At 70.2% G+C, this 26,322-nt stretch carries 24 protein-coding genes; 15 read left to right on the forward strand and 9 right to left on the reverse strand.

Features of this window, described 5'->3' with window-relative positions:
* Nucleotides 1-482: 482 nt before the first annotated feature.
* The 6 genes from ASC79_RS13270 to ASC79_RS13295 all read left to right on the forward strand — a co-directional run bounded on the left by ASC79_RS13270 (nucleotide 483) and on the right by ASC79_RS13295 (nucleotide 6,535).
* Nucleotides 483-2,003 carry a flavin monoamine oxidase family protein gene (locus ASC79_RS13270; protein WP_235528658.1) on the forward strand — a complete coding sequence of 507 codons (1,521 nt, stop codon included), beginning with the start codon at nucleotides 483-485 and terminating at the stop codon, nucleotides 2,001-2,003.
* Nucleotides 2,004-2,058: 55 nt separating this feature from the next.
* Nucleotides 2,059-2,550 carry a RidA family protein gene (locus ASC79_RS13275; RefSeq protein WP_056017058.1) on the forward strand — a complete coding sequence of 164 codons (492 nt, stop codon included), beginning with the start codon at nucleotides 2,059-2,061 and terminating at the stop codon, nucleotides 2,548-2,550.
* 100 nt (nucleotides 2,551-2,650) lie between these two features.
* Nucleotides 2,651-3,166 carry a Rid family hydrolase gene (locus ASC79_RS13280; protein WP_056017061.1) on the forward strand — a complete coding sequence of 172 codons (516 nt, stop codon included), beginning with the start codon at nucleotides 2,651-2,653 and terminating at the stop codon, nucleotides 3,164-3,166.
* Entirely contained in the window at nucleotides 3,163-4,362 is a 1,200-nt protein-coding gene (locus ASC79_RS13285; RefSeq protein ID WP_082532102.1) for an alanine racemase, read from the forward strand. The genes ASC79_RS13280 and ASC79_RS13285 overlap by 4 nt, the downstream gene beginning before the upstream one ends.
* Before the next feature lie 229 nt (nucleotides 4,363-4,591).
* Nucleotides 4,592-5,704: an S-(hydroxymethyl)glutathione dehydrogenase/class III alcohol dehydrogenase gene (locus ASC79_RS13290; RefSeq protein WP_056017064.1), complete on the forward strand. Its 1,113-nt coding sequence runs from the start codon at nucleotides 4,592-4,594 to the stop codon at nucleotides 5,702-5,704.
* Between the two features lie 18 nt (nucleotides 5,705-5,722).
* On the forward strand, nucleotides 5,723-6,535 hold the full coding sequence (locus tag ASC79_RS13295) for a phosphate/phosphite/phosphonate ABC transporter substrate-binding protein (protein WP_056017067.1): 813 nt from the start codon (nucleotides 5,723-5,725) through the stop codon (nucleotides 6,533-6,535).
* 30 nt (nucleotides 6,536-6,565) lie between these two features.
* Here the strand turns inward: ASC79_RS13295 and ASC79_RS13300 are convergent, their stop codons facing one another.
* Genes ASC79_RS13300 through ASC79_RS13315 form a run of 4 tightly spaced genes read right to left on the reverse strand, consistent with a single transcriptional unit; the run spans nucleotide 6,566 to nucleotide 12,038 of the window.
* On the reverse strand, nucleotides 6,566-7,366 hold the full coding sequence (locus ASC79_RS13300) for an aminoglycoside 3'-phosphotransferase (RefSeq protein WP_056826622.1): 801 nt from the start codon (nucleotides 7,364-7,366) through the stop codon (nucleotides 6,566-6,568).
* Nucleotides 7,367-7,405: 39 nt separating this feature from the next.
* The gene (locus ASC79_RS13305; RefSeq protein WP_056017074.1) at nucleotides 7,406-9,289 is read right to left on the reverse strand and encodes an acetyl/propionyl/methylcrotonyl-CoA carboxylase subunit alpha; all 1,884 of its coding nucleotides are present in this window, start codon (nucleotides 9,287-9,289) and stop codon (nucleotides 7,406-7,408) included.
* Nucleotides 9,290-9,291: 2 nt separating this feature from the next.
* The gene (locus tag ASC79_RS13310; RefSeq protein ID WP_056017077.1) at nucleotides 9,292-10,884 is read right to left on the reverse strand and encodes a carboxyl transferase domain-containing protein; all 1,593 of its coding nucleotides are present in this window, start codon (nucleotides 10,882-10,884) and stop codon (nucleotides 9,292-9,294) included.
* Nucleotides 10,881-12,038, reverse strand: a complete 1,158-nt coding sequence (locus tag ASC79_RS13315; protein ID WP_056017080.1) for an isovaleryl-CoA dehydrogenase — start codon at nucleotides 12,036-12,038, stop codon at nucleotides 10,881-10,883. Before ASC79_RS13315 ends, ASC79_RS13310 begins: the two co-directional genes overlap by 4 nt.
* Nucleotides 12,039-12,149: 111 nt before the next feature.
* Between ASC79_RS13315 and ASC79_RS13320 the strand changes: the two genes are divergently transcribed.
* Together ASC79_RS13320 and ASC79_RS13325 are read left to right on the forward strand one after the other, a co-directional pair.
* Nucleotides 12,150-13,010 (forward strand): LysR family transcriptional regulator, encoded by an 861-nt coding sequence (locus ASC79_RS13320; protein WP_162244293.1) that lies wholly within the window; start codon nucleotides 12,150-12,152, stop codon nucleotides 13,008-13,010.
* Nucleotides 13,011-13,114: 104 nt separating this feature from the next.
* Entirely contained in the window at nucleotides 13,115-13,498 is a 384-nt protein-coding gene (locus ASC79_RS13325; protein ID WP_056017083.1) for a YidH family protein, read from the forward strand.
* A gap of 119 nt (nucleotides 13,499-13,617) precedes the next feature.
* Here the strand turns inward: ASC79_RS13325 and ASC79_RS13330 are convergent, their stop codons facing one another.
* On the reverse strand, nucleotides 13,618-14,196 hold the full coding sequence (locus ASC79_RS13330; RefSeq protein WP_056017086.1) for a beta/gamma crystallin-related protein: 579 nt from the start codon (nucleotides 14,194-14,196) through the stop codon (nucleotides 13,618-13,620).
* 103 nt (nucleotides 14,197-14,299) lie between these two features.
* The gene (locus tag ASC79_RS13335) at nucleotides 14,300-14,827 is read right to left on the reverse strand and encodes a GNAT family N-acetyltransferase (RefSeq protein WP_082532103.1); all 528 of its coding nucleotides are present in this window, start codon (nucleotides 14,825-14,827) and stop codon (nucleotides 14,300-14,302) included.
* 38 nt (nucleotides 14,828-14,865) lie between these two features.
* On the opposite strand from ASC79_RS13335, the gene fghA reads away from it, so the two are divergent.
* Both fghA and ASC79_RS13345 read left to right on the forward strand, forming a co-directional pair.
* The gene (fghA, locus tag ASC79_RS13340) at nucleotides 14,866-15,699 is read left to right on the forward strand and encodes an S-formylglutathione hydrolase (protein ID WP_056017096.1); all 834 of its coding nucleotides are present in this window, start codon (nucleotides 14,866-14,868) and stop codon (nucleotides 15,697-15,699) included.
* A gap of 45 nt (nucleotides 15,700-15,744) precedes the next feature.
* Nucleotides 15,745-16,611 (forward strand): sugar nucleotide-binding protein, encoded by an 867-nt coding sequence (locus ASC79_RS13345; RefSeq protein ID WP_056017099.1) that lies wholly within the window; start codon nucleotides 15,745-15,747, stop codon nucleotides 16,609-16,611.
* Between the two features lie 7 nt (nucleotides 16,612-16,618).
* Here ASC79_RS13345 and ASC79_RS13350 read toward each other — a convergent pair whose 3' ends face one another.
* Together ASC79_RS13350 and ASC79_RS13355 are read right to left on the reverse strand one after the other, a co-directional pair.
* Nucleotides 16,619-17,482 (reverse strand): dienelactone hydrolase family protein, encoded by an 864-nt coding sequence (locus ASC79_RS13350; RefSeq protein WP_056017101.1) that lies wholly within the window; start codon nucleotides 17,480-17,482, stop codon nucleotides 16,619-16,621.
* Between the two features lie 76 nt (nucleotides 17,483-17,558).
* Nucleotides 17,559-18,248, reverse strand: a complete 690-nt coding sequence (locus ASC79_RS13355; RefSeq protein ID WP_056017104.1) for a hypothetical protein — start codon at nucleotides 18,246-18,248, stop codon at nucleotides 17,559-17,561.
* A 159-nt stretch (nucleotides 18,249-18,407) separates the two neighbouring features.
* On the opposite strand from ASC79_RS13355, the gene ASC79_RS13360 reads away from it, so the two are divergent.
* On the forward strand, nucleotides 18,408-18,881 hold the full coding sequence (locus ASC79_RS13360; RefSeq protein WP_056017107.1) for a hypothetical protein: 474 nt from the start codon (nucleotides 18,408-18,410) through the stop codon (nucleotides 18,879-18,881).
* Complete coding sequence (locus tag ASC79_RS13365; RefSeq protein ID WP_056017109.1) at nucleotides 18,878-20,209, forward strand: GAF domain-containing protein; 1,332 nt, start codon at nucleotides 18,878-18,880, stop codon at nucleotides 20,207-20,209. Before ASC79_RS13360 ends, ASC79_RS13365 begins: the two co-directional genes overlap by 4 nt.
* On the opposite strand, the gene ASC79_RS13370 is transcribed toward ASC79_RS13365, so the two are convergent.
* Nucleotides 20,210-20,854: a TetR/AcrR family transcriptional regulator gene (locus tag ASC79_RS13370; protein ID WP_056017112.1), complete on the reverse strand. Its 645-nt coding sequence runs from the start codon at nucleotides 20,852-20,854 to the stop codon at nucleotides 20,210-20,212.
* 108 nt (nucleotides 20,855-20,962) lie between these two features.
* Here ASC79_RS13370 and ASC79_RS13375 point away from each other — a divergent pair, with 108 nt between their 5' ends.
* From ASC79_RS13375 to ASC79_RS13385, 3 genes are read left to right on the forward strand one after another with little or no spacing between them, the layout of a single operon-like run.
* Nucleotides 20,963-22,033, forward strand: a complete 1,071-nt coding sequence (locus tag ASC79_RS13375; protein WP_056017971.1) for an efflux RND transporter periplasmic adaptor subunit — start codon at nucleotides 20,963-20,965, stop codon at nucleotides 22,031-22,033.
* A 4-nt stretch (nucleotides 22,034-22,037) separates the two neighbouring features.
* A complete protein-coding gene (locus ASC79_RS13380; protein WP_056017115.1) occupies nucleotides 22,038-25,130 on the forward strand; it encodes an efflux RND transporter permease subunit in 3,093 nt (1,030 codons plus the stop codon).
* A complete protein-coding gene (locus ASC79_RS13385) occupies nucleotides 25,127-26,293 on the forward strand; it encodes an MFS transporter (RefSeq protein ID WP_056017117.1) in 1,167 nt (388 codons plus the stop codon). The genes ASC79_RS13380 and ASC79_RS13385 overlap by 4 nt, the downstream gene beginning before the upstream one ends.
* The last annotated feature ends 29 nt before the right edge of the window (nucleotides 26,294-26,322 follow it).

Here is a 26,322-nt window from a genome sequence, read left to right on the forward strand (position 1 = left end):
CAGACACTCTCCACGAAGGTGAGATGCCCGGTTCCTGTTTGTTTCCTCGAACGCGCTTTTGTTTCTTGTCTTGCGGTTACTGGCGTCGCCCAGGAGTTTTTCCCGTCGCGACACCCGAAGGCTCCACGCGGCAGGTTTAGACTGTCAATGAGGGTCGATGACCGAAGTGGCGAATGCGTGAACCGCTGCACGACGATCAGTCATCGCCCCGCTTCATTTTAATCAGCACCTGGGCGCTAGGTTTTCGGCCCAATTCGGACAGTGTTCCGGATGCGGAATATTGAGGCCCGCGGCGCCGCCCGATTGAACAGGCGAACGACGGACGCGGGCCCCTCCCCCACCCGAGCTTGAACCGCCGCGCGAGCGGGCCGGTCATGAACGCCTTGGTGGTTGATCGGGGAATTCGAGAGATGGGGATCAGTCGGCGTTTATTTCTGCATCGTTTGGGCGCGACCGGGGGATACGGCGCGACCTATTCGGCGATGCGGACCTTGGGCCTGATGGGCGCGGTGGCGTCGGCGGCGACGCCGGCGATGGCCGCGGACGCCGGGCGCGGCAAGCGGGTGGTCATCCTGGGCGGCGGCGTCGCCGGCCTGGTGGCGGCCTACGAACTGGAGCGGGCCGGCTACACGGTGACGCTGCTGGAGGCGCGCGAGCGGCTGGGCGGGCGCAACTGGACGCTGCGCGGCGGCGACAAGGTGGAGATGGTCGGCGAGGAGACGCAGACCGTGCGCTTCGCCGATGGCCTCTACATGAACGCGGGACCCGCGCGGATCCCCAGCCATCACCAGGGGCTGCTGTCCTACTGCAGCAAGCTGGGCGTGCCGCTGGAGGTGGAGATCAATTCCAGCCGCAGCGCCTACCTCTGGGCCGACGGCGGCAAGAAGCTGCAGATGCGGCAGGGGGTCAACGACACCCGCGGCTACATCTCCGAGCTGCTGGCCAAGGCGGTGAACAAGGGCGCGCTCGACCAGGACCTCTCGCTTGAGGACAAGGAGAAGCTGCTCCCGTTCCTGAAGGCCTATGGCGACCTGGGCGAGGACATGGCGTTCAAAGGCACCGAGCGGTCGGGCCTGCTGCAGGCCCCCGGCGCGGCCGACCAGTTCGCCAAAGCCCGCGATCCGGCGGCGTTCCGCGACCTGATCAACCATCCTCAGATCGGGGCGACCCTGTTCGAGGACAATATCAACATGCAGGCGACGATGTTCCAGCCGGTCGGCGGCATGGACCAGATCATCGCCGGCTTCGAGCGGGCCATCCGCAGCCCGGTGATCAGGAACGCCGAGGTCACGCAGATCCGCGCCGACGGCAAGGGCGTGAAGATCACCTATCGCGACCGCATCAGCGGCAAGAGCCAGGCGGTCGAGGGCGACTATACGATCATCACCTTGCCGCTGGCCCTGCTGGCCAAGATCGACAACAACTTCGCCAAGGACGTGAAAGGCGCCATCGCCTCGGTGCCCAACGACTTCTCCAACAAGATCGGCTTCGACGCGCCGCGCTTCTGGGAGAAGGAGCAGATCTACGGCGGCATCTCGTTCGTCGGCGGCGAGACCAGCCTGATCTGGTATCCGTCCAACGGCCTGCACACCGAACGCGGCATGCTGCTCGCCTGCTATGGCTCGGGCGGCCGCGCGGAGGGCTTCGCCAAGCGCCCCCTGGCCGAGCAGATCGCGGTGGCCCGTAGCGTGGTCGGCAAGCTGCACCCCGGCCACGAGGGCGAGCTGACCAACCCGGTCGTCGTGAACTGGAGCAAGATCCCCTACAACATGGGACCCTGGCCGCGCTGGGGCGAACGCGGCGGCGTGCAGGAGGGGCACTTCGATTCGCCCGAGTACCGGCTGCTGAACCAGCCGCACGGGCGTGTGCATTTCTCAGGCGCCCACCTCAGCCAGACGCCCGGTTGGCAGGAAGGCGCGGTCTATTCGGCGCAACGCACGATCGCGTCCCTCAACGAACAAGTGAAAGAACGGGCACTGGTGGAGTCGCGCGCGGCGGCTTGATCCGCACTGTCATTGCCTGCCCAATAGCCAAGCTCAGTCATAGGAACTGTCATTCATGCGAAAATTCATCCTGCCGGCGGCCCTGCTGGCGCTGGCCGCCGCCACGCCCGCCGCCGCCCAGGTCAAGCGGATCGGGGCCCCGACCTCGCCGATCCTGCAGGCGGCCGTGGTGCCGGCCGGAACCGACATCATGTACGTCAGCGGCATCACGCCGCCGGCGCTGAACGCCGGGGCCCCGGCCGGCACGCCGCCGGAGTTCGGCGACACCAAGACCCAGACCATCGGCGTCCTGAAGCGCATCGAGGACATTCTGAAGGCCGAGGGCCTGACCCACGGCGACGTGTTCATGATGCGGGTGCTGCTGGTCGGCGACCCAGCCAAGGGCGGGGCGATGGATTTCGCCGGCATGATGGAGGGCTACCGGCAGTTCTACGCAAACGAGACCCAGCCCAACAAGACCGCGCGCATCACCAGCCAGGTCGCCGCCCTGGTGGCGCCGGGCATGATGGTCGAGATCGAGGTCCAGGCCGCCAAGCCGAAGAAATAGCGCTGTTGGTCGGCCGCAGGAGGGCGCTGGTCGACCAACGCTTTGCCCCTGGCGCGATCGGGGCGCTCGTCGGAAGCTCCAGAATCCAGACGAGAGCCCCATGCGCGCCCTGATCCTAGCCTTCCTCCTGCTGACCGCCGGCCCGGCCTCGGCCCAGGAGTTTCCACTCCGCCTCCCCGCCCCCGGCGGGGAGGTGATCCTGCCCAGCGCCGGCGCCAAGAAGGCCCACGACGAGTGGCGGTACGCCGCCGCCCGCCGGGCCGGCGACACGCTCTACGTCTCCGGCGTGGTGGTGTTCCGCGCGCCAGGCGAGGGCAATGACGCGGCCGCCTTCAAGGCCCAGGCCCGGCGCGGTTTCGAGCAGCTTAAAGCCACCCTGACCGCTTCTGGCGCGACCTTCGCCGACGTGGCGATGATCAACAGCTTCCACGTCTGGGACGGCCCCAACTTCGCCGGGACCAAGGACCAGCAGTTCGCGGCCTTCGAGGAGGTGGTCGGCGAATACCTGAAGGCGCCCTATCCAGCCTGGACCGCGGTTGGTACGACCGGGCTTCTGGGTGAGACCGGACTCGTAGAAGTCCAGCTCATCGTCCATTCGCCGGCGAGGAAACCGTGACCGACACCTTGGGCCCCCTACTCTCGTTCCAACCTCCCGTGACGCCGGCCCTGGTCGTGCGGCGATCGGCGTTGGAGGCGAACCTGGCGGCCATGCAGGGCGCATGCGCCGCCGCCGGGGTCGCGCTGCGAGCCCACGGCAAGATGCACAAGTGCACGACGCTGGGCCGCCGCCAGGTCGAGCTGGGCGCGGTCGGCCTCTGCTGCCAGACGGTGGGCGAGGCGCAGGCTTATGCAGCTGCGGGCGTGAGCGACCTGCTGGTCACTTCGCCGCCGGCGCCCTGGGGCGCGGATGTGGTCGCCGCCATCGCCAGGTCGGGCGTCAACATCGCGGTCGTCGCCGACGATGCGGACCAGATCGCGCGGCTGGGCGCGGCGGCGCAGGCGGCCGGAACCACCGTCGGCCTGGTGGTCGACATCGACCTGGGCACCCACCGCACCGGCGTTCCGCCCGAGCAGGTCGCCGCCCTCGCCCGCCTGGCCAGCCAGACGCCGGGCCTGCGCTACCGCGGGATCCAGGCCTATCTCGGCCACCTGCAGCACCTGGCCGACCTGGAGGCGCGGCGCGGCGCCTGCCAGGTGACCCGCCAACGGCTGGGCGCCCTGGTCGGCGAGCTGACCGAGGCAGACCTCAAGCCCGAGCTGGTCACCGGCGGCGGCACCGGCACCTATGTCGAGGATCTGGCCAGCGGCGTGTTCAACGAGATCCAGGCCGGCTCCTACGTGTTCATGGACGTCGAGTACGAGGACTGCGGCGCCATCGACGGCCAGGCCTGGCCCTTCCGCCAGGCGCTGTTCATCGCCACCAGCGTGGTCTCGGCCCGTCACAAGACCCACGTGGTCTGCGACTCTGGGCTCAAGGCGCACTCGGTCGACGGCCCGCCCGCGCGCGTGGTGGCCGGGGCGCCGCAGGGAACCCGCTGGCGGCCGATGGGCGACGAGCATTCGGCCCTGTTCCATCCGGCGATGATGGGCGTGGTCAAGGCGGCCGGCGCCGACTTCGCCGGCGCGATCAGCGCCGCCGACGAGGACGCCGCCATCGCCTGGCCGGCCGACGCGCCGAAGGTCGGCGACGTCGTCTGGCTGCAGCCGGGGCATATCGACCCGACCATCAACCTCTATGACGCGCTGCTCGTGGTGGACGAGGACGGGTCGTCGGAAACCTGGCCGGTGGACGCCCGGCGCAGTTCACGCTGAGCTTAATTCAAAGGGTGTCATCCCGGTTTGCGAAGCAAGACCGGGACCCATGAACACCAGGTGGATCAGGATGCGGCCCGGGCGCGCGCCCTCCGCAATGACGGAACGAATGGGTCCCGGTCTTCGGCTGCGCCGAAACCGGGATGACAGTTTGTGGGCCGTGGAATCTTGCTTTGACGCGCCCTCTGCCGTCTGGTGCGCCGAATCGAAACCAACCCATGAGGACGCCATGAAGACCCGCGCCGCCGTCGCCTTCGAAGCCAAGAAGCCGCTGGAAATCGTCGAGGTCGACCTGGAAGGTCCCAAGGCGTTCGAGGTGCTGGTCGAGATCAAGGCCACCGGCATCTGCCACACCGACGCCTACACCCTGGACGGTCTGGACTCTGAGGGCATCTTCCCCTCGATCCTGGGCCACGAAGGCGCGGGCGTGGTGGTCGAAGTCGGTCCCGGCGTCACCAGCGTCAAGCCCGGCGACCACGTGATCCCGCTCTACACGCCCGAATGCCGCCAGTGCAAAAGCTGCCTGAGCCGCAAGACCAACCTCTGCACCGCAATCCGCGGCACGCAGGGCAAGGGCCAGATGCCGGACGGCACCAGCCGCTTCTCCTACAAGGGCCAGGCGATCGCCCACTACATGGGCTGCTCGACCTTCTCGAACTTCACCGTGCTGCCCGAGATCGCGGTGGCCAAGATCCGGCCCGACGCGCCGTTCGACAAGGCCTGCTACATCGGCTGCGGCGTCACCACCGGGGTCGGCGCGGTGGTCAACACCGCCGGCGTCGAGCCGGGCTCCAACGCCGTCGTCTTCGGCCTCGGCGGCATCGGCCTCAACGTGATCCAGGGCCTGAAGATGGTGGGCGCCGACATGATCATCGGCGTCGACATCAATCCCGACCGCGAAGCGTGGGGCCGCAAGTTCGGCATGACCCACTTCGTCAATCCCACCGACATCGGCGGCGCCGACATCGTGCAGCATCTGGTCGCCCTGACCGACGGCGGCGCGGACTACACCTTCGACTGCACCGGCAACACCAACGTCATGCGCCAGGCGCTGGAAGCCTGCCATCGCGGCTGGGGCGAGAGCGTGATCATCGGCGTGGCCGAGGCCGGCAAGGAGATCTCCACCCGCCCGTTCCAGCTGGTCACCGGCCGCGTCTGGAAAGGCTCGGCCTTCGGCGGCGCCCGCGGCCGCACCGACGTGCCGAAGATCGTCGACTGGTACATGGAAGGGAAGATCCAGATCGACCCGATGATCACCCACGTCATGCCGCTCGAAGACATCAACAAGGCCTTCGACCTGATGCACGCGGGTGAGAGCATCAGAAGCGTGGTGGTGTTCTAGGGGGCGGGCGCGGCGCGCATGATCGCACTCCTGCTCGCCGCGCAACTGGCCACCGGCGCGCCGCCGCTGAAGGTGGCGACCTACGCCTATCCAAAATACGACCGCGCCGCGGCGTTGGAGCCCATGGCCAAGCAGCTGGGGCAGGCGCTGGGGCGCGAGACTCAAGTTGTCCTCTTAGCCACTCCCGACGCCCTGGCCGCCTCGATCCGGGCCGGCGAGGTCGACGTCGCCATGACCAATCTCGCCGCCTATCTGGCGGTGCAATCCGACCCGAAGGTGCAGGCGGTGGCGGTGCTGGACGTGCCGCCCGCGACCGCCGGGCGCTATCGCGGCGTGCTGGTCGCGCGGCGTAACGCCGGGGTCGCCGCGATGCGCGACCTGCCGGCCAAGGCGGCGGGCCTGCGCTACGCCGAGGTCCTGCCGGGCTCGACCTCCGGGGCATTGGTTCAGGCCGGCGCGCTGCGCGAGGTTGGCCTCACGCCGGATCGCTTCAAGGAGGTCCATCAGGCCGGCACCCACGAGGCGGCGCTGGCCGCGCTGCAGGCCGGCGACGCCGACCTCGCCGCCTTCGCCGAGGAACCCTGGCGCAAGTTGAAAGCCGACAACCCCCAGGCCGCCGCCGGCCTCGTCGAGCTCTGGCGTTCAGACCCGCTGCCCGCCGGCCCGGTGGTCTGCGTCCGCGCCGCGACGACGCCGTGTGACGAGATCGAGGGTCTGCTGCTGCGCGATGGCGCCAAGGCGGCCGCCGATCTCGCCAAGGGCTGGTCGGAGACCGAGGGGGCTATGCGATTCAGAGCTCACGACGACCGCCACTACGATGGGGTCCACTAACAATAGCAACGCCTACCGACACTCCGCCCCTCAGAAGAACTCGTCCATCAGCCGGTAGAAGGCGCAGGCGGCTTCGTCGACGGCGCTGAGCGGATAGCGCTCGCGCAGGATGGCGGCGGCGTCGAGGTGGGGGTGGTTGAACTTCGCCGAACGCAGGAAGAGGGCGAGGTCCTGGTAGCGGTCGGCCAGGCCGAAGCGGCCAAGGTCGACCATGCCGACCGGGCGGCCGGGGCTCCAGATGAAGTTCGGCAGGCTGGCGTCGCCGTGGGTCAGGACCAGGCGCTCGGCCGCCGGGCGGGCGGCGATGGCGCGGTCGAGGGCCTGGCGCGCGGTCCAGCCGAGGCGCTCGGCGTCGAAGTCCTCCTCGTCCACGAGGCCGTCGGCGACGCGGCGCTCGGCCAGGGCGAACTTGGCGGAAAGGCTCATGTCGAAGGGACAACCCTCCGCGTCGAGGGCGTGCAGCCGGGCCAGCAGATCGACCGTGGCGGCCAGGGCGTCGGCGGCGTCGTGCGGCGCCACGTGCGAGACCGCCTGGCCGTGCAGGCGCTCGCTGATCAGGCAGAAGCCGCCGTCGAAGGCGCCGCTCCACAGGGTGGCGGCGACGCGCACGCGCCCGCCGAGCCAGCGCACGACCTCGCCCTCGCGGGCCAGGGTCTCGGCGCTGCCCGGATGGTCGCCGGGGGCGAACTTGACGACGCAGGCGCCGACCGTGGCGATCAGGTCGCCCGACTGGCCGTGGCCGATCACGTCGACGCTGGCGCAGCCGAACGGCAACCGCGCCTCTTCCAGCATCAGCCGGACATAGTCGTCGATGGAAGCCACCTCGTGCATGGCCGCCTCCTCGTACGACACAGTCCAGGTTCAATGGACCTAGGTGGTGACGAGCTTGGCCAATGTCACCCCCTCGCTGACCTGGTCGCCCACGGAAACCGACAGCGATTCCACCTCGCCGTCGAAGGGCGCGCCGAGGGCGTGCTCCATCTTCATGGCCTCGAGGGTCAGCAGGGCCTGGCCGCGGACGACCGTGTCGCCGACCGACACGGCGATCGCCACGACCTTGCCCGGCATAGGGGCGCGGACGGCGCCGTCGCCGCCGCCACCGTGGGCCGCGTCCTTGACCGGCGGGCGCGGGGTCAGGGTGAAGGTCTCGCCGGCGTCGAAGACCACGACCTCGCCGTCTTCGGTCAACAGCACGTCGCCTGGCACGTCGTCCGAGTAGAGCGGCGCATCGAAGCCCTGGTCGCCCAGATAGAGCCGCATGGAGGCCAGCGGCGGGGCGTTGAGCCGAAAGCCCGTGAGGCCGGCCCAGGGGTCGGTCGGAGCCACGCCTTCCTCGTCCACGGTCAGGGCCATGGCCGCCGAGGCGAGCGCGACGTCTGAGGGCGCCGGCTGGGCGGCCAGGGCGTCCAGCCGCGCCTCGATGAAGCCCGTGTCGACGTCGCCCTCGATGAAGTCCGGATGGTCGAGGCAGCGGGCCAGGAAGCCGGCGTTGGTCTTGACCGGCCAGACCTCGACCTCGCTGCAGGCCTGGGCCAGCAGGTCGGAGGCGCCCTCGCGGGTCGGGGCGTGGGCGATCAGCTTGGCGATCATCGGGTCGTAGAAGGGCGAGACCTCGCCGCCCTCCTCCACGCCGGTGTCCACGCGGACCAGATCCTCGGGGAGCTTGAAGTGCTCCAGCAGGCCGATCGAGGGCAGGAAGCCGCCGGCCGGGTTCTCGGCGTAGAGGCGCGCTTCCATGGCGTGGCCCGTCAGGACGATGTCCTCCTGCGCGAGGGGCAGCGGCTCGCCGGCGGCGACGCGGATCTGCCATTCGACCAGGTCGACGCCGGTGACCGCCTCGGTGACGGGGTGCTCGACCTGCAGACGGGTGTTCATCTCCATGAACCAGATGCGGTCGGGCTTGAGGCCGTCGCTGGCGTCGGCGATGAACTCGACGGTGCCCGCGCCGACATAGCCGACGGCCTGGGCGGCCTTGACGGCGGCGCTGGTGACAGCGGCGCGGGCGGCGTCGCTCATGCCCGGCGCGGGGGCTTCCTCGATGACCTTCTGGTGGCGGCGCTGCAGCGAGCAGTCGCGCTCATAGAGGTGGACGACCTGGCCCTGGCTGTCACCGAACACCTGCACCTCGATGTGGCGCGGGCGGGTGACGTAGGTCTCCAGCAGCACCCGGTCGTCGCCGAACGAGGCGGCGGCCTCGCGCTGGCAGGAGGTCAGGGCGGCGGCGAACGCCTCGGCATGATCGACCTTGCGCATGCCCTTGCCGCCGCCGCCGGCGACGGCCTTGATCAGCACGGGGTAGCCGATCTTGTCGGCCTCGGCCTGGAGCCGCGCGGGGGTCTGGTCTTCGCCGAGATAGCCGGGCGTCACCGGCACGCCGGCATTGGCCATCAGCAACTTGGCGGCGTCCTTCAGGCCCATGGCGCGGATCGCGGCCGGCGGGGGGCCGATCCAGGTCAGGCCGGCGGCGACCACCGCCTCGGCGAACTCGGCGTTCTCGGAGAGGAAGCCGTAGCCGGGGTGGATGGCGTCGGCGCCGGTCGCCAGCGCCGCGTCGATGATCCTGTCACCGACCAGGTAGCTCTCGCGCGCTGCGGCGGGCCCGATCAGCACGGCCTGATCGGCCATGCGCACGTGCGGAGCGTCGGCGTCGGCCTCGGAATAGACGGCGACGGTGGCCAGGCCCATGGCCTGGGCGGTGCGGAAGACGCGGCAGGCGATCTCGCCGCGATTGGCGACCAGAATGCTGGTGATCATGGTCACATCCGGAAGACGCCGAACCGGGTTTCCGGGATCGGCGCGTTGAGGGCGGCGGAGATGGAGAGACCCAGGACGTCGCGCGTCTGGACCGGATCGATGATGCCATCGTCCCAGAGGCGGGCGGTGGCGAAATAGGGCGAGCCCTCGTCCTCGTAGCGGGCGCGGATCGGGGCCTTGAAGGCTTCCTCCTCGGCCGGAGTCCACTTGTCGGCGTCGCGGTGGACGGTGGCCAGCACGCTGGCGGCCTGCTCGCCGCCCATCACCGAGATGCGGCTGTTGGGCCAGGTCCATAGGAAGCGTGGGCTATAGGCCCGGCCGCACATGCCGTAGTTGCCGGCCCCGAACGAGCCGCCGATCAGCACGGTGAACTTGGGCACCTCGGCGCTGGCGACGGCGGTGACCAGCTTGGCGCCGTCCTTGGCGATGCCGCCGGCCTCGTACTTTCCGCCGACCATGAAGCCGGAGATGTTCTGCAGGAAGACCAGCGGGATCTTGCGCTTGCAGGCCAGCTCGATGAAGTGCGCGCCCTTCAGCGCGCTTTCGGAGAACAGCACGCCGTTGTTGGCGAGGATCGCCACTGGCTGGCCCCAGATGCGGGCGAAGCCGCAGACCAAGGTCGTGCCGTAGAGGGCCTTGAATTCGTCGAAGTCCGAGCCGTCGACGATGCGGGCGATGACCTCGCGCACGTCGTAGGGCGCGCGCACGTCGGTGGGGACGATGCCGTACAGCTCGGCCGGATCGTAGGCCGGCGGGCGCGGGTCGCGCAGGTCCTGGTCGACCTGCTTGCTGGTGTTCAGGTTGGCGACGATGGAGCGGACGATGGTCAGGGCGTGCTCGTCGTCCTCGGCCACGTAGTCGACGACGCCCGAGCGGCGGCCGTGGGTGTCGGCGCCGCCCAGCTCCTCGGCGCTGATCACCTCGCCGGTGGCGGCCTTCACCAGCGGCGGGCCGCCGAGGAAGATGGTGCCCTGGCCGCGGACGATCACCGTCTCGTCGGACATGGCCGGGACATAGGCGCCGCCGGCCGTGCACGAGCCCATGACACAGGCGATCTGCGGGATGCCCTCGCCGCTCATCCGCGCCTGATTGAAGAAGATGCGGCCGAAGTGGTCGCGGTCGGGAAAGACCTCGGCCTGGTGGGGCAGGTTCGCGCCGCCGCTATCGACCAGGTAGACGCACGGCAGGCGGTTCTGCATGGCGATCTCCTGCGCCCGCAGATGCTTCTTCACCGTGGTCGGGAAGTAGGCCCCGCCCTTCACCGTCGCGTCGTTGGCGACGATCATCACCTCGCGGCCGCAGACGCGGCCGATGCCGGTGATGATGCCGGCGCCGGGGGCTTCGTCCTTGTAGACGCCGTGGGCGGCGAGCGCGCCGACCTCCAGGAACGGCGAGCCGGGATCGAGCAACCGCTCGACCCGCTGGCGCGGCAGCAGCTTGCCGCGCGAGGCGTGACGCTGACGCGACGGCTCGGGCCCGCCGAGCGCGGCGTGGGCGGTGCGCTCGGCCAGTTCCGCGGCCAGGGCGCGGTTGTGGGTGTCGTTGGCCTGGAAAGCCGCGCTGGCCTTATCGACGGAGGTGGCGAGTTTGGTCATGCGCCCAGCAGCTCCCGGCCGATGAGGAAGCGGCGGATCTCGTTGGTGCCGGCGCCGATGTCGTAGAGCTTGGCGTCGCGGACCAGGCGTTCCACCGGGAACTCCTTGGTGTAGCCGGCGCCGCCGAGGGCCTGCACAGCCTCCAGGCTGACCTTCACCGCGTTCTCGGAGGCCAGCAGGATCGCGCCGGCGGCGTCGAAGCGGGTGGTGAGCCCGGCGTCGCAAGCCTTGGCCACGGCGTAGACATAGGTGCGGGCCGAGTTCAGGGCGACGTACATGTCGGCGATCTTGCCCTGCATCAGCTGGAACGAGCCGATCGGCTTGCCGAACTGCTTGCGCTCGCGGACATAGGGCAGGACCACGTCGAGGCAGGCCTGCATGATGCCGAGCGGCCCGGCGGCGAGGACGGCGCGTTCGTAGTCGAGGCCGCTCATCAGCACGCCCGCGCCGCCGTTCAGCGGGCCGAGCACGTTCTCTTCCGGGATCTCGCAGTCCTCGAACACCAGTTCGGCGGTGTCGGAGCCGCGCATGCCCATCTTGTCCAGCTTGGGCGAGACGCTGAAGCCCTTCATGCCCTTCTCGACCAGGAAGGCGGTGACGCCGCGGCTGCCCTCGTCAGGCGAGGTCTTGGCGTAGACCACCAGGGTGTCGGCGTGCGGGGCGTTGGTGATCCAGAACTTCGTGCCGTTGAGGACGTAGCGGTCGCCGCGATGCTCGGCGTGGGTCCGCATCGAGATCACGTCGGAGCCGGAGCCCACCTCGCTCATGGCCAACGAGCCGACGTGCTCGCCGCTGATCAGCTTGGGGAGGTACTGGCGCTTCTGCTCGGGGCTGCCCCAGCGGCGGATCTGGTTGACGCAGAGGTTGGAGTGGGCGCCGTAGGATAGGCCGACCGAGGCCGAGGCGCGGCTCACCTCCTCCATCGCCACCACGTGCTCGAGATAGCCGAGGCCGAGGCCGCCGAACTCCTCCTCGACCGTGATCCCGTGCAGGCCAAGCTCGCCCATCTGGGGCCAGAGCTCGCGGGGGAAGGTGTTGGTGGCGTCGACCTGGGCGGCGATCGGCGCGATCTTGTCGGCCGCGAAGCGCGCGGTGGTCTCGCGGATGGCGTCGGCGGTCTCTCCGAGACCGAACTGGAAGCTGGGACCGGTCATGAGCTCGATTTAGCGGACGGAAGAGAGGAAGAGCAGGTTCGCAAACCTAGGCTCGGATGAACAATCCACAAAATTGAATGATCATGATGCACATGATAGATGCCATCTATCATGGATCGCTACCTGCTACGCTACTTCCTGGCCATTGTAGAGACAGGGAATTTCAGCCGCGCGGCGGCGCGGGAGAACGTCGCCCAGCCCACCTTGTCGGCCGGGATCGCCAAGCTGGAGGCCCAGCTGCAGGCGCGGCTGTTCGACCGCACCAACCGCAGAGTTCACTTAACCGAGGCCGGCAGCCGGCTGCTGGTGCATGCCCGGCGCATCGAGCACGAGTTCAATCTGGCCCAGGCGGCCGTGTCGGGCGTGGCGACCGCCGAACTGGTGCGGGTCGCTGTGCTGTCGACCATTCCCGCGGCCCTGATCGAGGAGATCCTGGCCCGGCGTCCGACCGGCGCCGAGCGCCTCGAACTGCTGGAAGGGTCGGAGCGCGAAGTCATCAGCCTGCTCGATCGCGGCCGCGTCGAGGTGGCGCTCACCACGATCAATCCGTCTACGGATCGTTTTGGCGCCGAGCGCCTGCACGAGGAGGGTTATGGCCTGGCCCTGCCCGCCGGCCACCGCCTGGCCGGCGCCGAGATGCTGGACGGCGAAGCCCTGGCCGACGAGGTGATGATGGTCCGCCGGCACTGCGAGGTGCTGGCCCAGACCAGCCGCTATTTCACCGATCGCGGCGTGCGGCCGTTCTTCAGCTATCGCGGCGCGAGCGACGAGAAAGTGCTGGCCCTGGTCCGCGCGGGGCTCGGGATCACCGTCATGCCCGACAGCTATCGCGATCCTGGGGTAGCCCGGGTCGGGCTCAGGGGCTTCACGCCCCGGCGAGTGCTCGGCATCTGTTATGCAGGCGACGTCGCCCGCCATCGGACCAGCGGCTTCGCCCAAGCCACGCGCGAGGTGTTCGGCGAAGCGAACTGACCAGGGCCGGCGGACCCCGTGCATACTGGGGACGTATCAGGGAAACACCCGATGTCGGGAGAGCGGGTTGGAGTGCTTGGCTGGCCTACGGACCACGAGCATTCATGACCTTGCCGCACACCCGCCCAAGACTGCCGAAAGACCTTGGCACCCTGCGCACCGTCATGGCCGCCGACCGAACGCTGATGGCCTGGGTGCGCACGTCGCTGTCGATGCTGAGCTTCAGCTTCACCATCTACAAGTTCCTGGAGACCGCCGCGCAGCAGGACATCGTCGCCCGCTCGGACAGCCCGCAGCAGGTGGGACTGTTTCTGGCGGGCATGGGCACGTTCTCGATGGTGCTGGGAGTCGTCAGCTACTGGATGACCCTGAAGGACCTCCAGCGCGCGGAGGAGTTCCGACTGGGCCGACCGACGCTGGTCATCTCGGGGGTCATGATGCTGGCCGGCGTGGCCCTGTTCGTGGGCATCGCCGCCCGAGTGGTGTGACCTAGCCCTCGGGGACCGGACCGACCAGCGCGCCGCCGCCCCCGGAGGAAGGCGGCGGCGGCGCGGTCGCGCAGGCGGACATGACTACGCCTGCGAAACTCGAGACGCACAGGATCGCGTTACTGCCAACGCGAGCAGAGCACGTCGGCGAGATAGATCCTGCCGCCGACCGTCTGGGCCGCTCCGTTCCTGGAGCTGGCGTAGCCGATCGACCTGCAGAAGTTCTCGGACTCGCGGGTGATGCAGGCGGCGCTGCCGCCCTCGCGGTCACAGACATTGACGCGGCGGCCACGGACTTCAGGCGCCGGGAAGAATTCGGCCGCCATCCCCTTCAGCGACTGTCCACCGCCGCCGCCTGATCCGCCGCCGCCGCCACCATGCGAGGCGGACCGGATCGAACGCACGCCGCTGACGCCGAGCTGAGTCTGGAGATTGGCGCTGGAACCGGCGAGCACCGTGCAGCGCCCGCGGAAATTGGGCAGCTCGCAGACCTCCCATGAACTGCCGCCGCCCATCCGGATGCTGCGCGGCGACCAGGTGGCCGGGATCACCGGCATGTCGCGCACCACGGTCAGCGTGCGGCCCTGGAAATTCGTCGCCGAGAAGAGCTGGGCGTTGGGGGCCATGCGATCCTGCGCATGGGCCGGCGCCGACAGGGCCAGCAGCGCGGCCGAAGCCAGGATGATCCGAGACAGCATGACGTCCTCCCAAGACCGCGTCGAAGCAGATAATGGTCAAGCGAAGCCGTAGTTCCCGACGGCATCGACGCCCGTGCGATCCCGCTCGGCAGGCGCCGCCGATCTAGCGGACCTTAAGTTCTGCGATGTTCGCGGTCATGTAGCGCGCGTCCTCGCCGTAGCCGGCGACCTTGGTGCGCAGAGGCTCGGCCAGATCGTCGACCGGTGAGTAGCCGAGCTTCTCCCAGAAGCGCCACGCGCCCTGGACCGCGACCAGGTCCCCACGCACCAGGCCGGCGCCGAGCGCGGCGTCCGCGGCCGAGGCGACCAGCGCACGACCGAGGCCCAGGCCACGCGCGGCCGGACCGATGGCGAGATCGTGGATGAACCAGTTGTCTGTGGCCGGCGGCGCACTCAGCGTCGTGCCGATCGGCGGCGGGCTGGCCGCGGGCCAGGGGTGGCTGAGAATGTAGGCGAGCAGCTCCTCGCCCTCGAACGCGGCCCAGCACAGCGCCGGCGCCACGGTCAGGCGGCTGGCCAGAATGTCCTGCGGTTCGTGGAACAGCGGTGCGAAGGCGACCGTCTGCAACGCCGCCACTTTCGGCATGTCGGCAGGGGTCAGTGGGCGCAGGGAGGCTCGCGTACTGGTCATATCAGGGCTTATAGACCCAGGTCAGTCAGGAGATCCCCATGCCGGTCGAAATTCTTCAGCAGCACAAGGTGCACGGCGGGACGCTGAGCTATGTCCGCCATCAGAGCGCGGCGACCGGCACGGCTATGCGGTTCTCGGTCTTCGTTCCGGGCGAGGCGACCGGTCCGGTCCCCTACCTGATCTGGCTGTCGGGCCTGACCTGCACCGAGGACAACTTCACCACCAAGGCCGGCGCCTACGCCCATGCGGCCGAGGCCGGGGTGGCGATCGTCGCCCCCGACACCAGCCCGCGCGGCGAGGGCGTGGCCGACGACCCGGCCTATGACCTCGGCCAGGGCGCGGGCTTCTATGTCGACGCCACCCAGGCGCCGTGGGCGCCGCACTTCCGCATGGAAACCTATGTCACCGCCGACCTCATCGCCGCGGCGGAGGCGGCCTTCCCGCTGGACGGCGGCCGGCGCGGGGTGTTCGGACACTCGATGGGCGGGCACGGCGCGCTGACCCTGGCGCTGCGCCATCCGGAGCTTTTCAAGACGGTCTCCGCCTTCGCGCCCATCGCCTCCCCGACCCGCTGCCCGTGGGGGCGCAAGGCGCTGGGCGCCTATCTCGGCGAGGACGAAGCGGCCTGGGCGGCGCACGACTCGACGCTGCTGATCGCGAGCGGCAAGGCGCGCGGCCGGGAGATCCTGGTCGATCAGGGCGGCGGCGACAATTTCCTGGTCGAGCAATTGAAGCCGGAGCTGCTGGAGGCGGCCGCCGCCGAGGGCGGCGCAGCCCTGACCCTGCGGATGCAGGAGAGCTACGACCACTCCTACTTCTTCATCACCAGCTTCGTCGGCGATCACGTCGCCTGGCACGCCGCAAGGTTGTAGGCCCGACAATCACACCACCGGCTCACTTGTGGCGGGCGGCGGCGCATGGTGTCGTTCACCATGATTCCAAAGTCCGCTTCGTCGGAACGATGGCTGATCACCGGGGCGACGGGCCTGATCGGCGGCGCTGTCTGCGCGGGCCTGGTCGACGCCGCGCCGCTGCGCCTGTCCCTGAGCGGCGCACAGGCAAGCCTTGCGCATGACCTGACAAACGCGGCCGCCCTGCCCGCCCTGCTGGACGCGATCTCACCCCAGCGGGTCATGCATCTGGCGGCGATCTCCAAGCCCGACCGCGTGGAGCGCGAACCCGAGCACGCGCGCCGGCTGAATGTCGCGGCGAGCGCGGCGATCGCCGAGTGGTGCCGCACGCGCGGCAAGAGTCTGATCTTCACCTCCACCGACCAGGTCTTCGACGGCGAGAAGGGTCAGCCCTATCTGGAGACCGACACGCCGCGACCGACCACCGCCTATGGTGCGATGAAGCTGCAGGCCGAGGCCGCGGTGCTGGCCGCCGGCGGCGGCGTGGCGCGGCTGGGTTGGGTGCTGAACGACCTGCCTGGCGGACGCCCGGACTTCCTGCAGATCGCCCTGGAGCGGCTGGCGAACGGCGAGCGGGTGCGCGCCGTGGACGACGAGCGCCGCACGACCCTGACCGCCAGCGCCGCGGCGCAGGCGCTGATCGCACTGGCGGGCGCCGATTTCGCAGGGCTGGTCCACCTGGACGGCGGGCGCGACGCCACGCCGTTCGAGCTCATCGCCGAGACCGCGAAGGCGCGCGGGGTCGCGACATCCGGGCTTGAACCGATTTCGCGCCGGACGCTGTCGCCCGCGGGCCGACCCGGCGACGTGCGGCTGCGCTCAGGCCGGGAGCCAGCGAGGCAGTCCGCACGCGCCTTGAGCGCGACAGGCTGAAGCGGCGCTAGAGCGCCCGCTTGTAGAGGTCGAGCAACTCGGCCCAGGCCTTCTCCGCCGCCGGCTCGTTGTAGACCTGGCTGCCCTTGACCGTCCAACCGTGGGCGGCGCCTTCGTAGACCTCGACACGGTTCTTCAGCTTGGCGGCGTCGAGCGCGCCCTTGACCTTCTCCTTGGCGGCGGGATCCTGCTTGTCGTCGTTGTCGGCGACCAGGACCATGTACTCGGCCTGGGTCTTGGGCAGCACCAGGTGCGGGCTGGTTGGAGCGTCGGTGAAGAGGCCGCCGCCGTGGAAGCTGGCCACCGCGCCCACGCGGCCGGGAACCGCGCCGGCCGTGCGGAAGGCCAGCGGACCGCCCATGCAGTAGCCCTGGGTCCCGACCTTCTTGTTCTTGTCGGTCTGCGGCTGGGCGTCGAGGTAGGCGAGATAGGCGACGGCGTCGCGGTCGGTCCCTTCCGGCGTCACGCTGGCGCGCAGCGGCGCCAGCTTGGCGCGGTCGTCGGCGTTGGCGAAGTTGAACCCGCCATCGACCACTGGCGCCTTCTTGACCCGATAGTAGAGGTTGGGAACCAGCACCACGTAGCCGGACGCGGCCAGGCGCTTGCCCATCTCGCGGAACACCGGGCGCAGGCTGACGACGTCAGGCCAGAGCAGCACGGCGGGCCAGGAGCCCTTGCCCTCGGGATAGTAGAGCGCTGCGTCGGCGACACCGTCCGGCGTCTTGATCTCGACGTCCTTCTCGACGACCGGAACCGCCGCGTGCGCGCTGGCCGCCGTCAGGCCGGCCGCAGCGACTGTCATCAGGCCGAACGTACGGCGCGAAACGGTGGGGTCTTCGATCAGGCCCTGGTGGATATCGTCGTCGCACATGGCGTCACCTCCCTTTTTTCCAGCCCATGGAGCGCAGCATTTGTTGCGCGGATGTGTCGGAGAGGGAAGCGCCGCCTCAGGCGGCCAGGCCCAGCCGCTGCAGTTCGGCGAAATCGGACAGAGGCAGGGTCGGCCGCGCGGCGTGCTCGATGACCGCCGCATAGGCCTGGGGCGGGGCTCCCGCCTTCATGCCGGTCAGCAGGCCCGTGCGCTCGGCCGGGTTCATGGCGGGAAGCATCATGCGCATCGTCGCGATGGTCTCCTCGGGCGACAGCGAGGCGATGATCGCCTGTTCGATGGCCATGAGCTCATCGTCGCTGAACAGGGCGCAGAGCAGCGGCCAGGTCACCGTCTCTTCGTGCAGCATGTGCAGGAAGTCCTCGGCCACGTAGGCGCTGAACTCCAGATAGAGGAGACGGCCGAGCCCCGGACGGTCGGCGCGTTCGCCATGCTCCAGGCGGGCGATGGCGGCGGTCAGGGCCGCAAAGCGGGCGCGGTGGTGCTCGTGCTGCTCGCCCAGTTCCGCGACGGCGTCCGGCGCGCGGGCGGTCAAGGCCGCATGGATATGGTCCTCCTCGTGCGTCAGGTGCTGGGCGGCCATCTCCAGATGCGCCCGCAGGTCGTCGAGCAGCGGGCGCAGGTCGGCGCCGTAGTCGGCCGCGCCGAGGCGCGTCGCCATGGCGCCGTGCGCGCGGCGCAGCCCCTTGTGGACCGGGCCGTAGATGTCCCAACGGCGCGCGGCGGAAAGGGTGAGAAGGTCGGTCATGGAGCGCCTCGTGGCTAGGCCGCCTGGAGGCGGCGCGACGGCTGTTGGCGCTCTCCTAGGCCCGGCTCGCGGGCGCCTCATCCTAAATGGTTCCTAAGCGGCGAACGCCGTTCCTAAAACATCGCTATCGAGCTAGTTTTCCCGCCAGGGGAACCTGGCGTGATCGATGCGGAACTGACGGCCCTGTTGCGGGAGCCGGTGATGATGGTGTTCGCGGCCAGGAGCGCCGCGGGCCTGCCGGCGCTGGGGCGGGCGCTGGGCGCGCGCCCGTCGCCGGGCGGCGAGACCTTGGACATCTTCACCCCCGCGGCCCAGTGGGGCGAGGCGCTGAGCGGGCTGGTTCCCGGCGCGCCGCTGGCCTTCACCTTCGTCCAGCCGGCCGACTATCGGACGTTCCAGTTGAAGGGCGAGCTGGTCTCGATCGCGTCGGCAGGCCCCGAGGACATCGCCGCCGCCGACCGCTATGCGGCTCAGGTCTCGCAGGCGCTCGCGGCGCTGGGCGTCCAGCCGCAGCAGATGGCCCACTGGCTGGGGCGAGGCGACCTGATGACCCTGCGCCTGGCGCCGACCATGGCCTTCAGCCAGACGCCGGGACCGCACGCCGGCGAGCGCCTGCCGGACCGCGACGCATGAAGGTCGCCCTGGCCGGCATCCGCGACTGCTTCGAGGGGGTGATCCCGTCGATCATCGCCACCCTGGACGCCGCCGGCCTGCCGAACGTCTCATACCTGTCGCAGGTCTACCTGGTGGACGACGAGCACGTGGCGCTGTCGAACCAGTTCTTCTCCAAGACCGCGGCCAATGTCGCGGCGACCGGCCGGGCGCATGTGCTGGTGGTCAGCGGTCGGACCGGCGAGCAGTTCGCGCTCGACGTCGAGCACCGGGCCTCGCTGACCGAGGGGCCGGTGTTCGCCAAGATGTCCGCGCAGTTGACCGCCATCAGTTCGCAGCATGGCGTCGGCGAGGCGATGGTGCTGCGCAGCGCCGAGCTCTACCGGGTGCGAGACTGCCGGGCGATCCCCGGGCCCTCGACGCAAGCGCCCGCGACGGCCGACGCGCAGGACCGCCTGGCCCTGGCCGCCAAGGTCGCCGCGGCCATCGCCGCCCAATCGGACGCCGAGGCGATGATCGACGCCGCGATCGACGGGCTGGAGGGCGCGTTCGGCTTCGCCAACGCCATGCTGCTGACGCTCGACGATGACGGCGGGCGGCTGACGACGATCGCCAGCCGCGGCTACGCCCAGGGCGGCGCGGGGTCCGAGGTGGCGCTCGGCGAGGGGGCCATCGGCATCGCGGCGGCCAGCGGGCAGGCGGTGCGGCTGAGCGACCTGAGCCGCGGCCGGCGCATGGCGGCGGCGGTGAGGGCCGGCTCGGCGCCGGGCGCCGAACGCTCCGTCCCCCTGCCCGGCCTGGACGCGCCGCAGAGCCAGCTGGCCGCGCCGATGGTCAGCCGCGGAAAGGTGCAGGGGGTGCTGTTCGCGGAGTCGGCCGAGCGCTTCAGGTTCGGGCCGGCGGACGAGGAGGCCCTGGTCCTGATCGGCGGCCAGCTCGCCGCCAGCCTGCGCCTGGCCGAGCTTGAGGCGCGCGAGGCCGGGGTCGCCGCCGCCAAGGCCGAGCCGGCGCCGCTGGGCGCGGACGTGCGAGTGAAGTACTTCGTCCACGACGACAGCCTGTTCCTGGACGACGCCTATCTGATCAAGGGCGTGCCCGGGCGGCTGCTGTTCCACTTCCTGCGGGTGTTCGCCGAGACCGGCCGCCGCGACTTCACCAATCGCGAGATCCGGCTGGAGACCGCGCTCAGATTGCCCGAGCTGAAGGACAACCTGGAAACCCGGCTGATCCTGCTGCGGCGGCGACTGGACGAAAAGGGCGCTCCGATCCGCCTGGCGCGGCCGGGCCGCGGCCAGATCAGGCTCGAGGTCGACGGCTTGCCGAGGCTCGAGATCGTCGAGCCGGGCTGATCAGCGCTCGCCGCGCCAGACGCCGCGCGCGATGATGGTCAGCTGGCTGACGATCAGGTGCTCGCGCTCGACCCAAGGAAAGCTCGGCTTGGCGATCAGCAGCGAGACCAGGCCGTGCATCGCCGACCAGGCGCACTGGGTCAGGGTCTCGAGGTCGAGGTCGAGGGTCAGGCCCAGCGCCTGCAGCTTGGCGAGTTCGCCGCGCAGCACGCCGTAGGTCGCCTGCACCGCCGGGGCCATGGCGAGGTCCTTGGTCTCGGCCAGCAGCTTTCGCACCTGCTGGCCCTCGGACATGAAGGCGATGCGGTACATGTCCGGATTGTCGAGCCCGAAGTCGACATAGATCCGCAGCATCGCCACCAGACAGTCGAGCGTCTCGATCGGTCCGCGGTCGCTGTCCGCCAGCCGCTGGGCCAGCAGGGCGAAGGCGCGGTCCTGCAGCTCGCCACCGATATCGTCCTTGGTCGGAAAGTAAGCGTAGAGGGTGGGCTGCGAGATGCCGACCGCCTGGGCGATCTGCCGGGTCGAGACGCCGTAGATCCCGAACTCGGTGAACAGCTTGAGCGCCGCCGCGAGGATCTCCTCGCGCCGTTCGGCTCCCTGGCCCTTCGCCTTCCGGGGCGAGCGTGAGCTCGGCGCATTCATTCCTGCATGCCTGTCATAAGCCGCTGTCGCTTGACAATCCCACATTATCGATCACTGATCACCTATCACTGATTGATTATGGAGTTTCCGGTGCGCATCAGGCGTTTTGTGAGACCACGCCTCGTTCGCGCCGGAGTGGCGGCGGCCGCCAGCCTGGCCGCCGCCACCGCTTGTTCGCAGGCCGAGAAGACGGCGCAGACGCCGCCGCCGGCCCCGGTCGAGGCGGTGGCCGTGCGCAGCCCCTCGGACGGCGCGATCCTCGCCGCCACCGGGCCGCTGGAGCGCCGACGCGAGATGACGCTGTCGTTCCGCATCGGCGGCGTGATCACGGCGCTCAATGTCGACGACGGCGACGTGGTGCGGGCCGGCCAGGTGCTGGCCAGCCTCGACCCCGCCGGGGTCGCCGCGGCGCAGACCCAGGCCGACGTCGAGGTCGAGCGGGCGCAGCGCGACCTGGCCCGCGACCAGACGCTGTTCGACAAGGGCTTCATCTCGGTTCAACGGCTCGACGACCGCAAGAGCGCCCTGCGCGCGGCGCAGGCGCGGGCAGGCTCGGCCGCCTTCGACCGCCGCTGGGCGCGGCTGGTGTCGCCAGCCAGCGGCGTGGTGCTGCAACGCACGGCCCAGTCGGGCGAGGTCGTGCAACCCGGACAGGCGGTGCTGCGCATCGCCGACGAAACCAGCCCGCTCACCCTGCGCGCGCCTCTGGCCGACCGCGACGTGATCCGCGTCCGCGTCGGCCAGAGCGCCAGCGTGCGGATCGACGGTCTCCCCACCGTCGTGCCCGGTCGTGTCAGCCGGGTCGGTGAGCGGGCCGGCCCACAGACCGGCGCCGTGGACGTCGAGATCGAGCTGCTGGGCGCCCATCCCCTGCGCTCAGGCCAGATGGCGACGGCGGAGATCGCCGTCGGCGCCGCGCCGACCAGCCCGATGTCGCGCGTCCCGGCCGAGGCGATCCTGGAGGCCGACGGCAAGCGCGCCTTCGTGTTCGTGGTCGAGAAGGACGTCGCCCGGCGCCGCGCGGTCGCCTTCGGCGGCTTCGACGGCGACGATGCGCTGGTGTCGGGACTGCCCGCCGGCGCGCGGGTGATCACCGCCGGGGCCGGCTTCGTCGGCGAGGGCGAGAAGGTCCAGGTCGTCGACCCCAAACAGCTCAACCTGGCCTCGGCGGGGAAGTGACGCGATGAGGTTCGACGTCGCCGCCTTCGCCGTCCGCAACTGGCAGTTCACGCTGGTCGCCTTCGCCCTGCTGGCCATGCTGGGGCTGAACGCCCTGATGACCACGCCCAGATCGGAGGACCCGCACTTCCCGATCCCGGTCGTGGTGGTCCGCGCCGTGCTGCCTGGGGCCGAGCCGGCCGAGATGGAGCAGCTGGTCGCCGACCCGATCGAGGACGTGCTGGACGGGCTGGACGACGTCAGCAAGATCAGCTCGACCAGCCTGGACGGCGCGGCCGTGGTCAGCGTCGAGTTCGACTGGAGCGTCAACCCCGAGCGCAAGTACGACGAGGTCGTGCGCGAGGTGAACGCCCTGCGCGCGAACCTGCCCGCCGGCCTGGTCCGCCTCGAGGTGCGGCGCGTGCGCACCACCGAAGTCGCCATCGCCCAGGTCGCGCTGGTCAGCGAGCACCTGCCGATGCGGCGCCTGGAAAAGCTGGCGGACAACCTGCGCGAACGGCTCGACCGCACGCCGGGCGTGCGCGAGGCGCGGTACTGGGGCGCCCCAGGATCGGAAGTGCGCGTGGCGCTCGACCTGCCCAAACTGGCGGCGATGCAGTTGCCGCCGACCGCGGTGGCCGACGCCCTGCGCGCGGCCGGCGCGGAGACCCCGGTCGGCGCGGCGCATGCGGGCGACCGGCGGTTCAACGTCAAGGCGGGGGGCGCCTTCCGCGACCTGGAGACCGTGGCGAACACGCCCGTCCGCTCGGTGGACGGACAGGTCGTGCGCGTCAAGGACGTGGCGCAGGTCGCCTGGGCCCAGCAGGAAGCCGACCACCTGACCCGCTTCAACGGCCAGCGCGCCGTGTTCGTGACCGTGGCCCAGAAGGACGGCGCCGACGTGGCGCGGGTGACCAAGGGCGTCGACCAGACCCTGGACGAGTTCCAGAAGACCCTGCCCGCCGGCGTGAAGCTGGAGCGCGGCTTCGTGCAGGCCGAGAACGTCGAGCACCGGCTCTCGCGGCTGTTCCGCGACTTCGGCCTGGCCCTCGCCCTGGTGATGGTGACGCTGCTGCCGCTGGGCCTGCGGGCCGGCGGCGTGGTGATGCTGTCGATCCCGCTCTCGCTGCTGATCGGCCTGTCGGTGCTGCAGGCGCTGGGGTTCACGGTCAACCAGCTGGCCATCGCCGGGTTCGTGCTGTCGCTGGGGCTGCTGGTCGACGACAGCATCGTCGTCACCGAGAACATCGCCCGCCACCTGCGCGAGGGCGAGAGCAGGCTGAACGCGGCGATCAACGGCACACGGCAGATCACCCTGGCGGTGATCGGCTGCACGGCGACGCTGATGTTCGCCTTCCTGCCGCTGCTGGCCCTGCCCGGCGGCTCAGGCGCCTATATCCGCTCGCTGCCGGTGACGGTGCTGGCGACGGTGGGCGCCTCGCTGGTGGTGGCGCTGACCATCATTCCGTTCCTGGCCAGCCGCATGCTGTCGCGGCACGAGGACCCGGAAGGCAATGCGATCCTTCGGGCCGTCAACGGCGCCATCCATCGCTTCTACACGCCGGTGCTGCAACGGGCGCTGGCGCGTCCATGGGCGGCGATCGCGATCATCGGCGCCATCTGCGCCACCACCGTGCCGATGCTGGGCGCGATCGGCTCGAGCCTGTTCCCGCCCGCCGAGACCCCGCAGTTCCTGGTGCGGGTCGAGGCCGCCGACGGCGCGGCCATGGCGAAGACCGACCAGGCGCTGCGCTATGTTGAGACCCGGCTGAAAGCGACCCCGCAGGTCAAGTGGACCGCCGCCAACCTCGGCCGCGGAAACCCCCAGATCTTCTACAATCAGCAGCAGCGCGAGACCCAGACCAGCTATGGCGAGGTGTTCGCCAGCCTGACGGCCTGGGAGCCCGGCAAGAGCGAACAGGTGCTGGACGCCCTGCGCGCCGACTTCGCCCGCTATCCGGGTGCGAAGATCAGCATCGTGACCTTCGAAAACGGCCCGCCGATCGAGGCGCCGGTCGCCGTGCGGATCACCGGCGAGAACCTGGACGTCCTGAAGGCCCTCGCCGCGCGCGCCGAGCAGATCATGAAGACCACGCCGGGGACCCGCGACGTGGAAAACCCGCTGCGGCTCGACCGCACGGACATCGACCTTGGCCTCGACGAGGCCAAGGCCGCGGCCCTGGGCATGCCGGCCGGCGCCGCGCGGCGGACGGCCCGCCTGGCGCTGTCGGGCGAGGACGCGGCCCGCTATCGCGATCCCGACGGCGACGACTATCCGGTGCGCGTGCGCCTGCCGATGGGCGAGCGCAACGAACTGGCGGCGCTCTCGCAGATCCATGTGCCGACGGCCGGCGGCCAATCGGCGCCGCTGTCGGCGGTGGCCGAACCGCAGTTCAAGTCCAGCCCGGCCCGCATCACCCGCTACGACCGCGAACGGACGGTGACCGTGACCTCGCAGGTCCGCACCGGCGCCCTGACCTCGAAGGTCACCGCCGACGTGCAGGCGCGCCTGGCCAAGGAACTGCCGATCCCGGCCGGTTACGAGCTCTCGTTGGGCGGCCAGGCCGAGGCGCAGTCCGAGAGTTTCGCGGGTCTGGGCGCGGCGATCCTGGTGGCGGTGTTCGGCATCCTCGCCATCCTGGTGCTGGAATTCGGCAAGTTCCGCACGGCGCTGGTGGTGGCCGGCGTCATCCCGCTCGGCCTGTTCGGCGCGGTCGCGGCGCTATGGCTGACCGGCAATTCGCTATCGTTCACCGCGACGATCGGGCTGATCGCCCTGATCGGCATCGAGATCAAGAACTCGATCCTGCTGGTCGACTTCACCGAGCAGCTGCGCAAGGGCGGGATGGGCCTGCGCGAGGCGATCGAGAAGGCCGGCGAGGTGCGCTTCCTTCCGGTGCTGCTGACCTCGGTCACCGCCATCGGCGGCCTGCTGCCGCTGGCGCTGGAGGGCTCGGGTCTCTACTCGCCGCTGGCCATCGCCATCATCGGCGGGCTGATCACCTCGACCTTCCTGAGCCGGGTGGCGACGCCGGTGACCTATCTGCTTCTCTCACGCAGCGAAGAGAAGAACTTGGTCGACGTGGGCGAGATTGGCGCTGAAGCTCAGGCGGCATGAACCCACGTGTCCTCGTCCTGGCCCTTTCGACGTTCTCATTCGGATCCAGCGCCTTCATTTTCGCGGGCCTGCTGGAGACCATGGCCGCCGACCTGGGCGTTTCGACCGGGGCGGCGGGCCAACTGCAGACCGCCTATGTGCTGAGCTCGGCTCTCGCCGGGCCGCCGCTGGCGATGCTGCTGGGCAGGAGGGAACGCAAGGCGGTGCTGCTGACCGCGCTCGGCCTGGCCGTGGCGCTGAGCCTGGTCTGCATGGTCGCCGCCAACTTCACCCAACTGCTGGGCCTGCGTGCGGCGCTGGGCGCGATCGCCGCCCTGGCTGGGCCGGCCGCCTCGACCATGGCCGCCAGCCTGGTTCCGCCGGAACGACGCGGATCGGCGATGGCGACGGTGATGGGAGGCATGACCATCGCGTTCCTGCTGGGCATTCCCCTGGGCAGCGTAGTGGGCGCGGCGTTCGGCTGGCGCGCGACCTTCGCGCTGTCGGCGCTGCTCTCGCTGATCTCATTCGTCGCCGTGGCGCTGGCCACCCCCAAGGTGGAGGCCCCCGCACCGATCAAGGGCGGCAAGCTGGCGATCCCCACGGCGCTGCCGCTGTGGGCGGCGACCTTCCTGGCCTTTGGCGCCAACATGACCGTCTCGACCTACATCGCCCCGATCATCCGACTGCAGACCGGGATCACCGGCGCGGGCGTCGGCGCGTTCCAGATCGTCATCGGCCTGGGCAGCTTCATCGGCCTGTGGCTGGGCGGCCGCAGCGCCGACCGCGGCAAGGGCGGCCTGGCGGTGGGCCTGGCCTTTCTCGCCCTGGGGCTGGGCGCAGGCCTGCACGAGCTGGAGCTGCTGGGCGGCGCGCCGGCCGGACCGGCCACCTATGCGGTGGTTTGCTGCGCCATCCTGATCGCCGCCACGGCGCTGTTCGCGATCATGCCGGTCGTGCAGACCCGCCTGGTGGAGGCGTTGCCGACCGCCGCCCCGATGGCCCTCGCGTTGAACGGCTCGGCCGCGTCGATGGGCCAGGCCCTGGGCGGCGCGGTGGGCGGCGCGATGCTGACCAGCTTCGGCGGTCCGGCCCTGACCTCGGCGTCGATTGCGCTGGCGGTGGGCGGCGCGGCGTTCTGGGCGCTGACCGCCGGCAGGACCAAGCGCCTGGCGGTCGCCTAGACGAGGAAGCCGCCACGCTCTAGGCGGTT

This window comes from Phenylobacterium sp. Root1290, assembly GCF_001425305.1.
In the GTDB taxonomy this organism is placed as follows: Bacteria; Pseudomonadota; Alphaproteobacteria; order Caulobacterales; family Caulobacteraceae; genus Phenylobacterium.

Bases quoted from the DNA above. Each gene is read 5' to 3' on its own strand.
- ASC79_RS13270 (WP_235528658.1), top strand. From the start codon at position 483: ATGCGGACCTTGGGCCTGATGGGCGCGGTGGCGTCGGCGGCGACGCCG.
- ASC79_RS13275 (WP_056017058.1), top strand. From the start codon at position 2,059: ATGCGAAAATTCATCCTGCCGGCGGCCCTGCTGGCGCTGGCCGCCGCC.
- ASC79_RS13280 (WP_056017061.1), top strand. From the start codon at position 2,651: ATGCGCGCCCTGATCCTAGCCTTCCTCCTGCTGACCGCCGGCCCGGCC.
- ASC79_RS13290 (WP_056017064.1), top strand. From the start codon at position 4,592: ATGAAGACCCGCGCCGCCGTCGCCTTCGAAGCCAAGAAGCCGCTGGAA.
- ASC79_RS13295 (WP_056017067.1), top strand. From the start codon at position 5,723: ATGATCGCACTCCTGCTCGCCGCGCAACTGGCCACCGGCGCGCCGCCG.
- ASC79_RS13300 (WP_056826622.1), bottom strand. From the start codon at position 7,366: ATGCACGAGGTGGCTTCCATCGACGACTATGTCCGGCTGATGCTGGAA.
- ASC79_RS13305 (WP_056017074.1), bottom strand. From the start codon at position 9,289: ATGATCACCAGCATTCTGGTCGCCAATCGCGGCGAGATCGCCTGCCGC.
- ASC79_RS13310 (WP_056017077.1), bottom strand. From the start codon at position 10,884: ATGACCAAACTCGCCACCTCCGTCGATAAGGCCAGCGCGGCTTTCCAG.
- ASC79_RS13315 (WP_056017080.1), bottom strand. From the start codon at position 12,038: ATGACCGGTCCCAGCTTCCAGTTCGGTCTCGGAGAGACCGCCGACGCC.
- ASC79_RS13320 (WP_162244293.1), top strand. From the start codon at position 12,150: ATGGATCGCTACCTGCTACGCTACTTCCTGGCCATTGTAGAGACAGGG.
- ASC79_RS13325 (WP_056017083.1), top strand. From the start codon at position 13,115: ATGACCTTGCCGCACACCCGCCCAAGACTGCCGAAAGACCTTGGCACC.
- ASC79_RS13330 (WP_056017086.1), bottom strand. From the start codon at position 14,196: ATGCTGTCTCGGATCATCCTGGCTTCGGCCGCGCTGCTGGCCCTGTCG.
- ASC79_RS13335 (WP_082532103.1), bottom strand. From the start codon at position 14,827: ATGACCAGTACGCGAGCCTCCCTGCGCCCACTGACCCCTGCCGACATG.
- fghA (WP_056017096.1), top strand. From the start codon at position 14,866: ATGCCGGTCGAAATTCTTCAGCAGCACAAGGTGCACGGCGGGACGCTG.
- ASC79_RS13345 (WP_056017099.1), top strand. From the start codon at position 15,745: ATGGTGTCGTTCACCATGATTCCAAAGTCCGCTTCGTCGGAACGATGG.
- ASC79_RS13350 (WP_056017101.1), bottom strand. From the start codon at position 17,482: ATGTGCGACGACGATATCCACCAGGGCCTGATCGAAGACCCCACCGTT.
- ASC79_RS13355 (WP_056017104.1), bottom strand. From the start codon at position 18,248: ATGACCGACCTTCTCACCCTTTCCGCCGCGCGCCGTTGGGACATCTAC.
- ASC79_RS13365 (WP_056017109.1), top strand. From the start codon at position 18,878: ATGAAGGTCGCCCTGGCCGGCATCCGCGACTGCTTCGAGGGGGTGATC.
- ASC79_RS13370 (WP_056017112.1), bottom strand. From the start codon at position 20,854: ATGAATGCGCCGAGCTCACGCTCGCCCCGGAAGGCGAAGGGCCAGGGA.
- ASC79_RS13380 (WP_056017115.1), top strand. From the start codon at position 22,038: ATGAGGTTCGACGTCGCCGCCTTCGCCGTCCGCAACTGGCAGTTCACG.
- ASC79_RS13385 (WP_056017117.1), top strand. From the start codon at position 25,127: ATGAACCCACGTGTCCTCGTCCTGGCCCTTTCGACGTTCTCATTCGGA.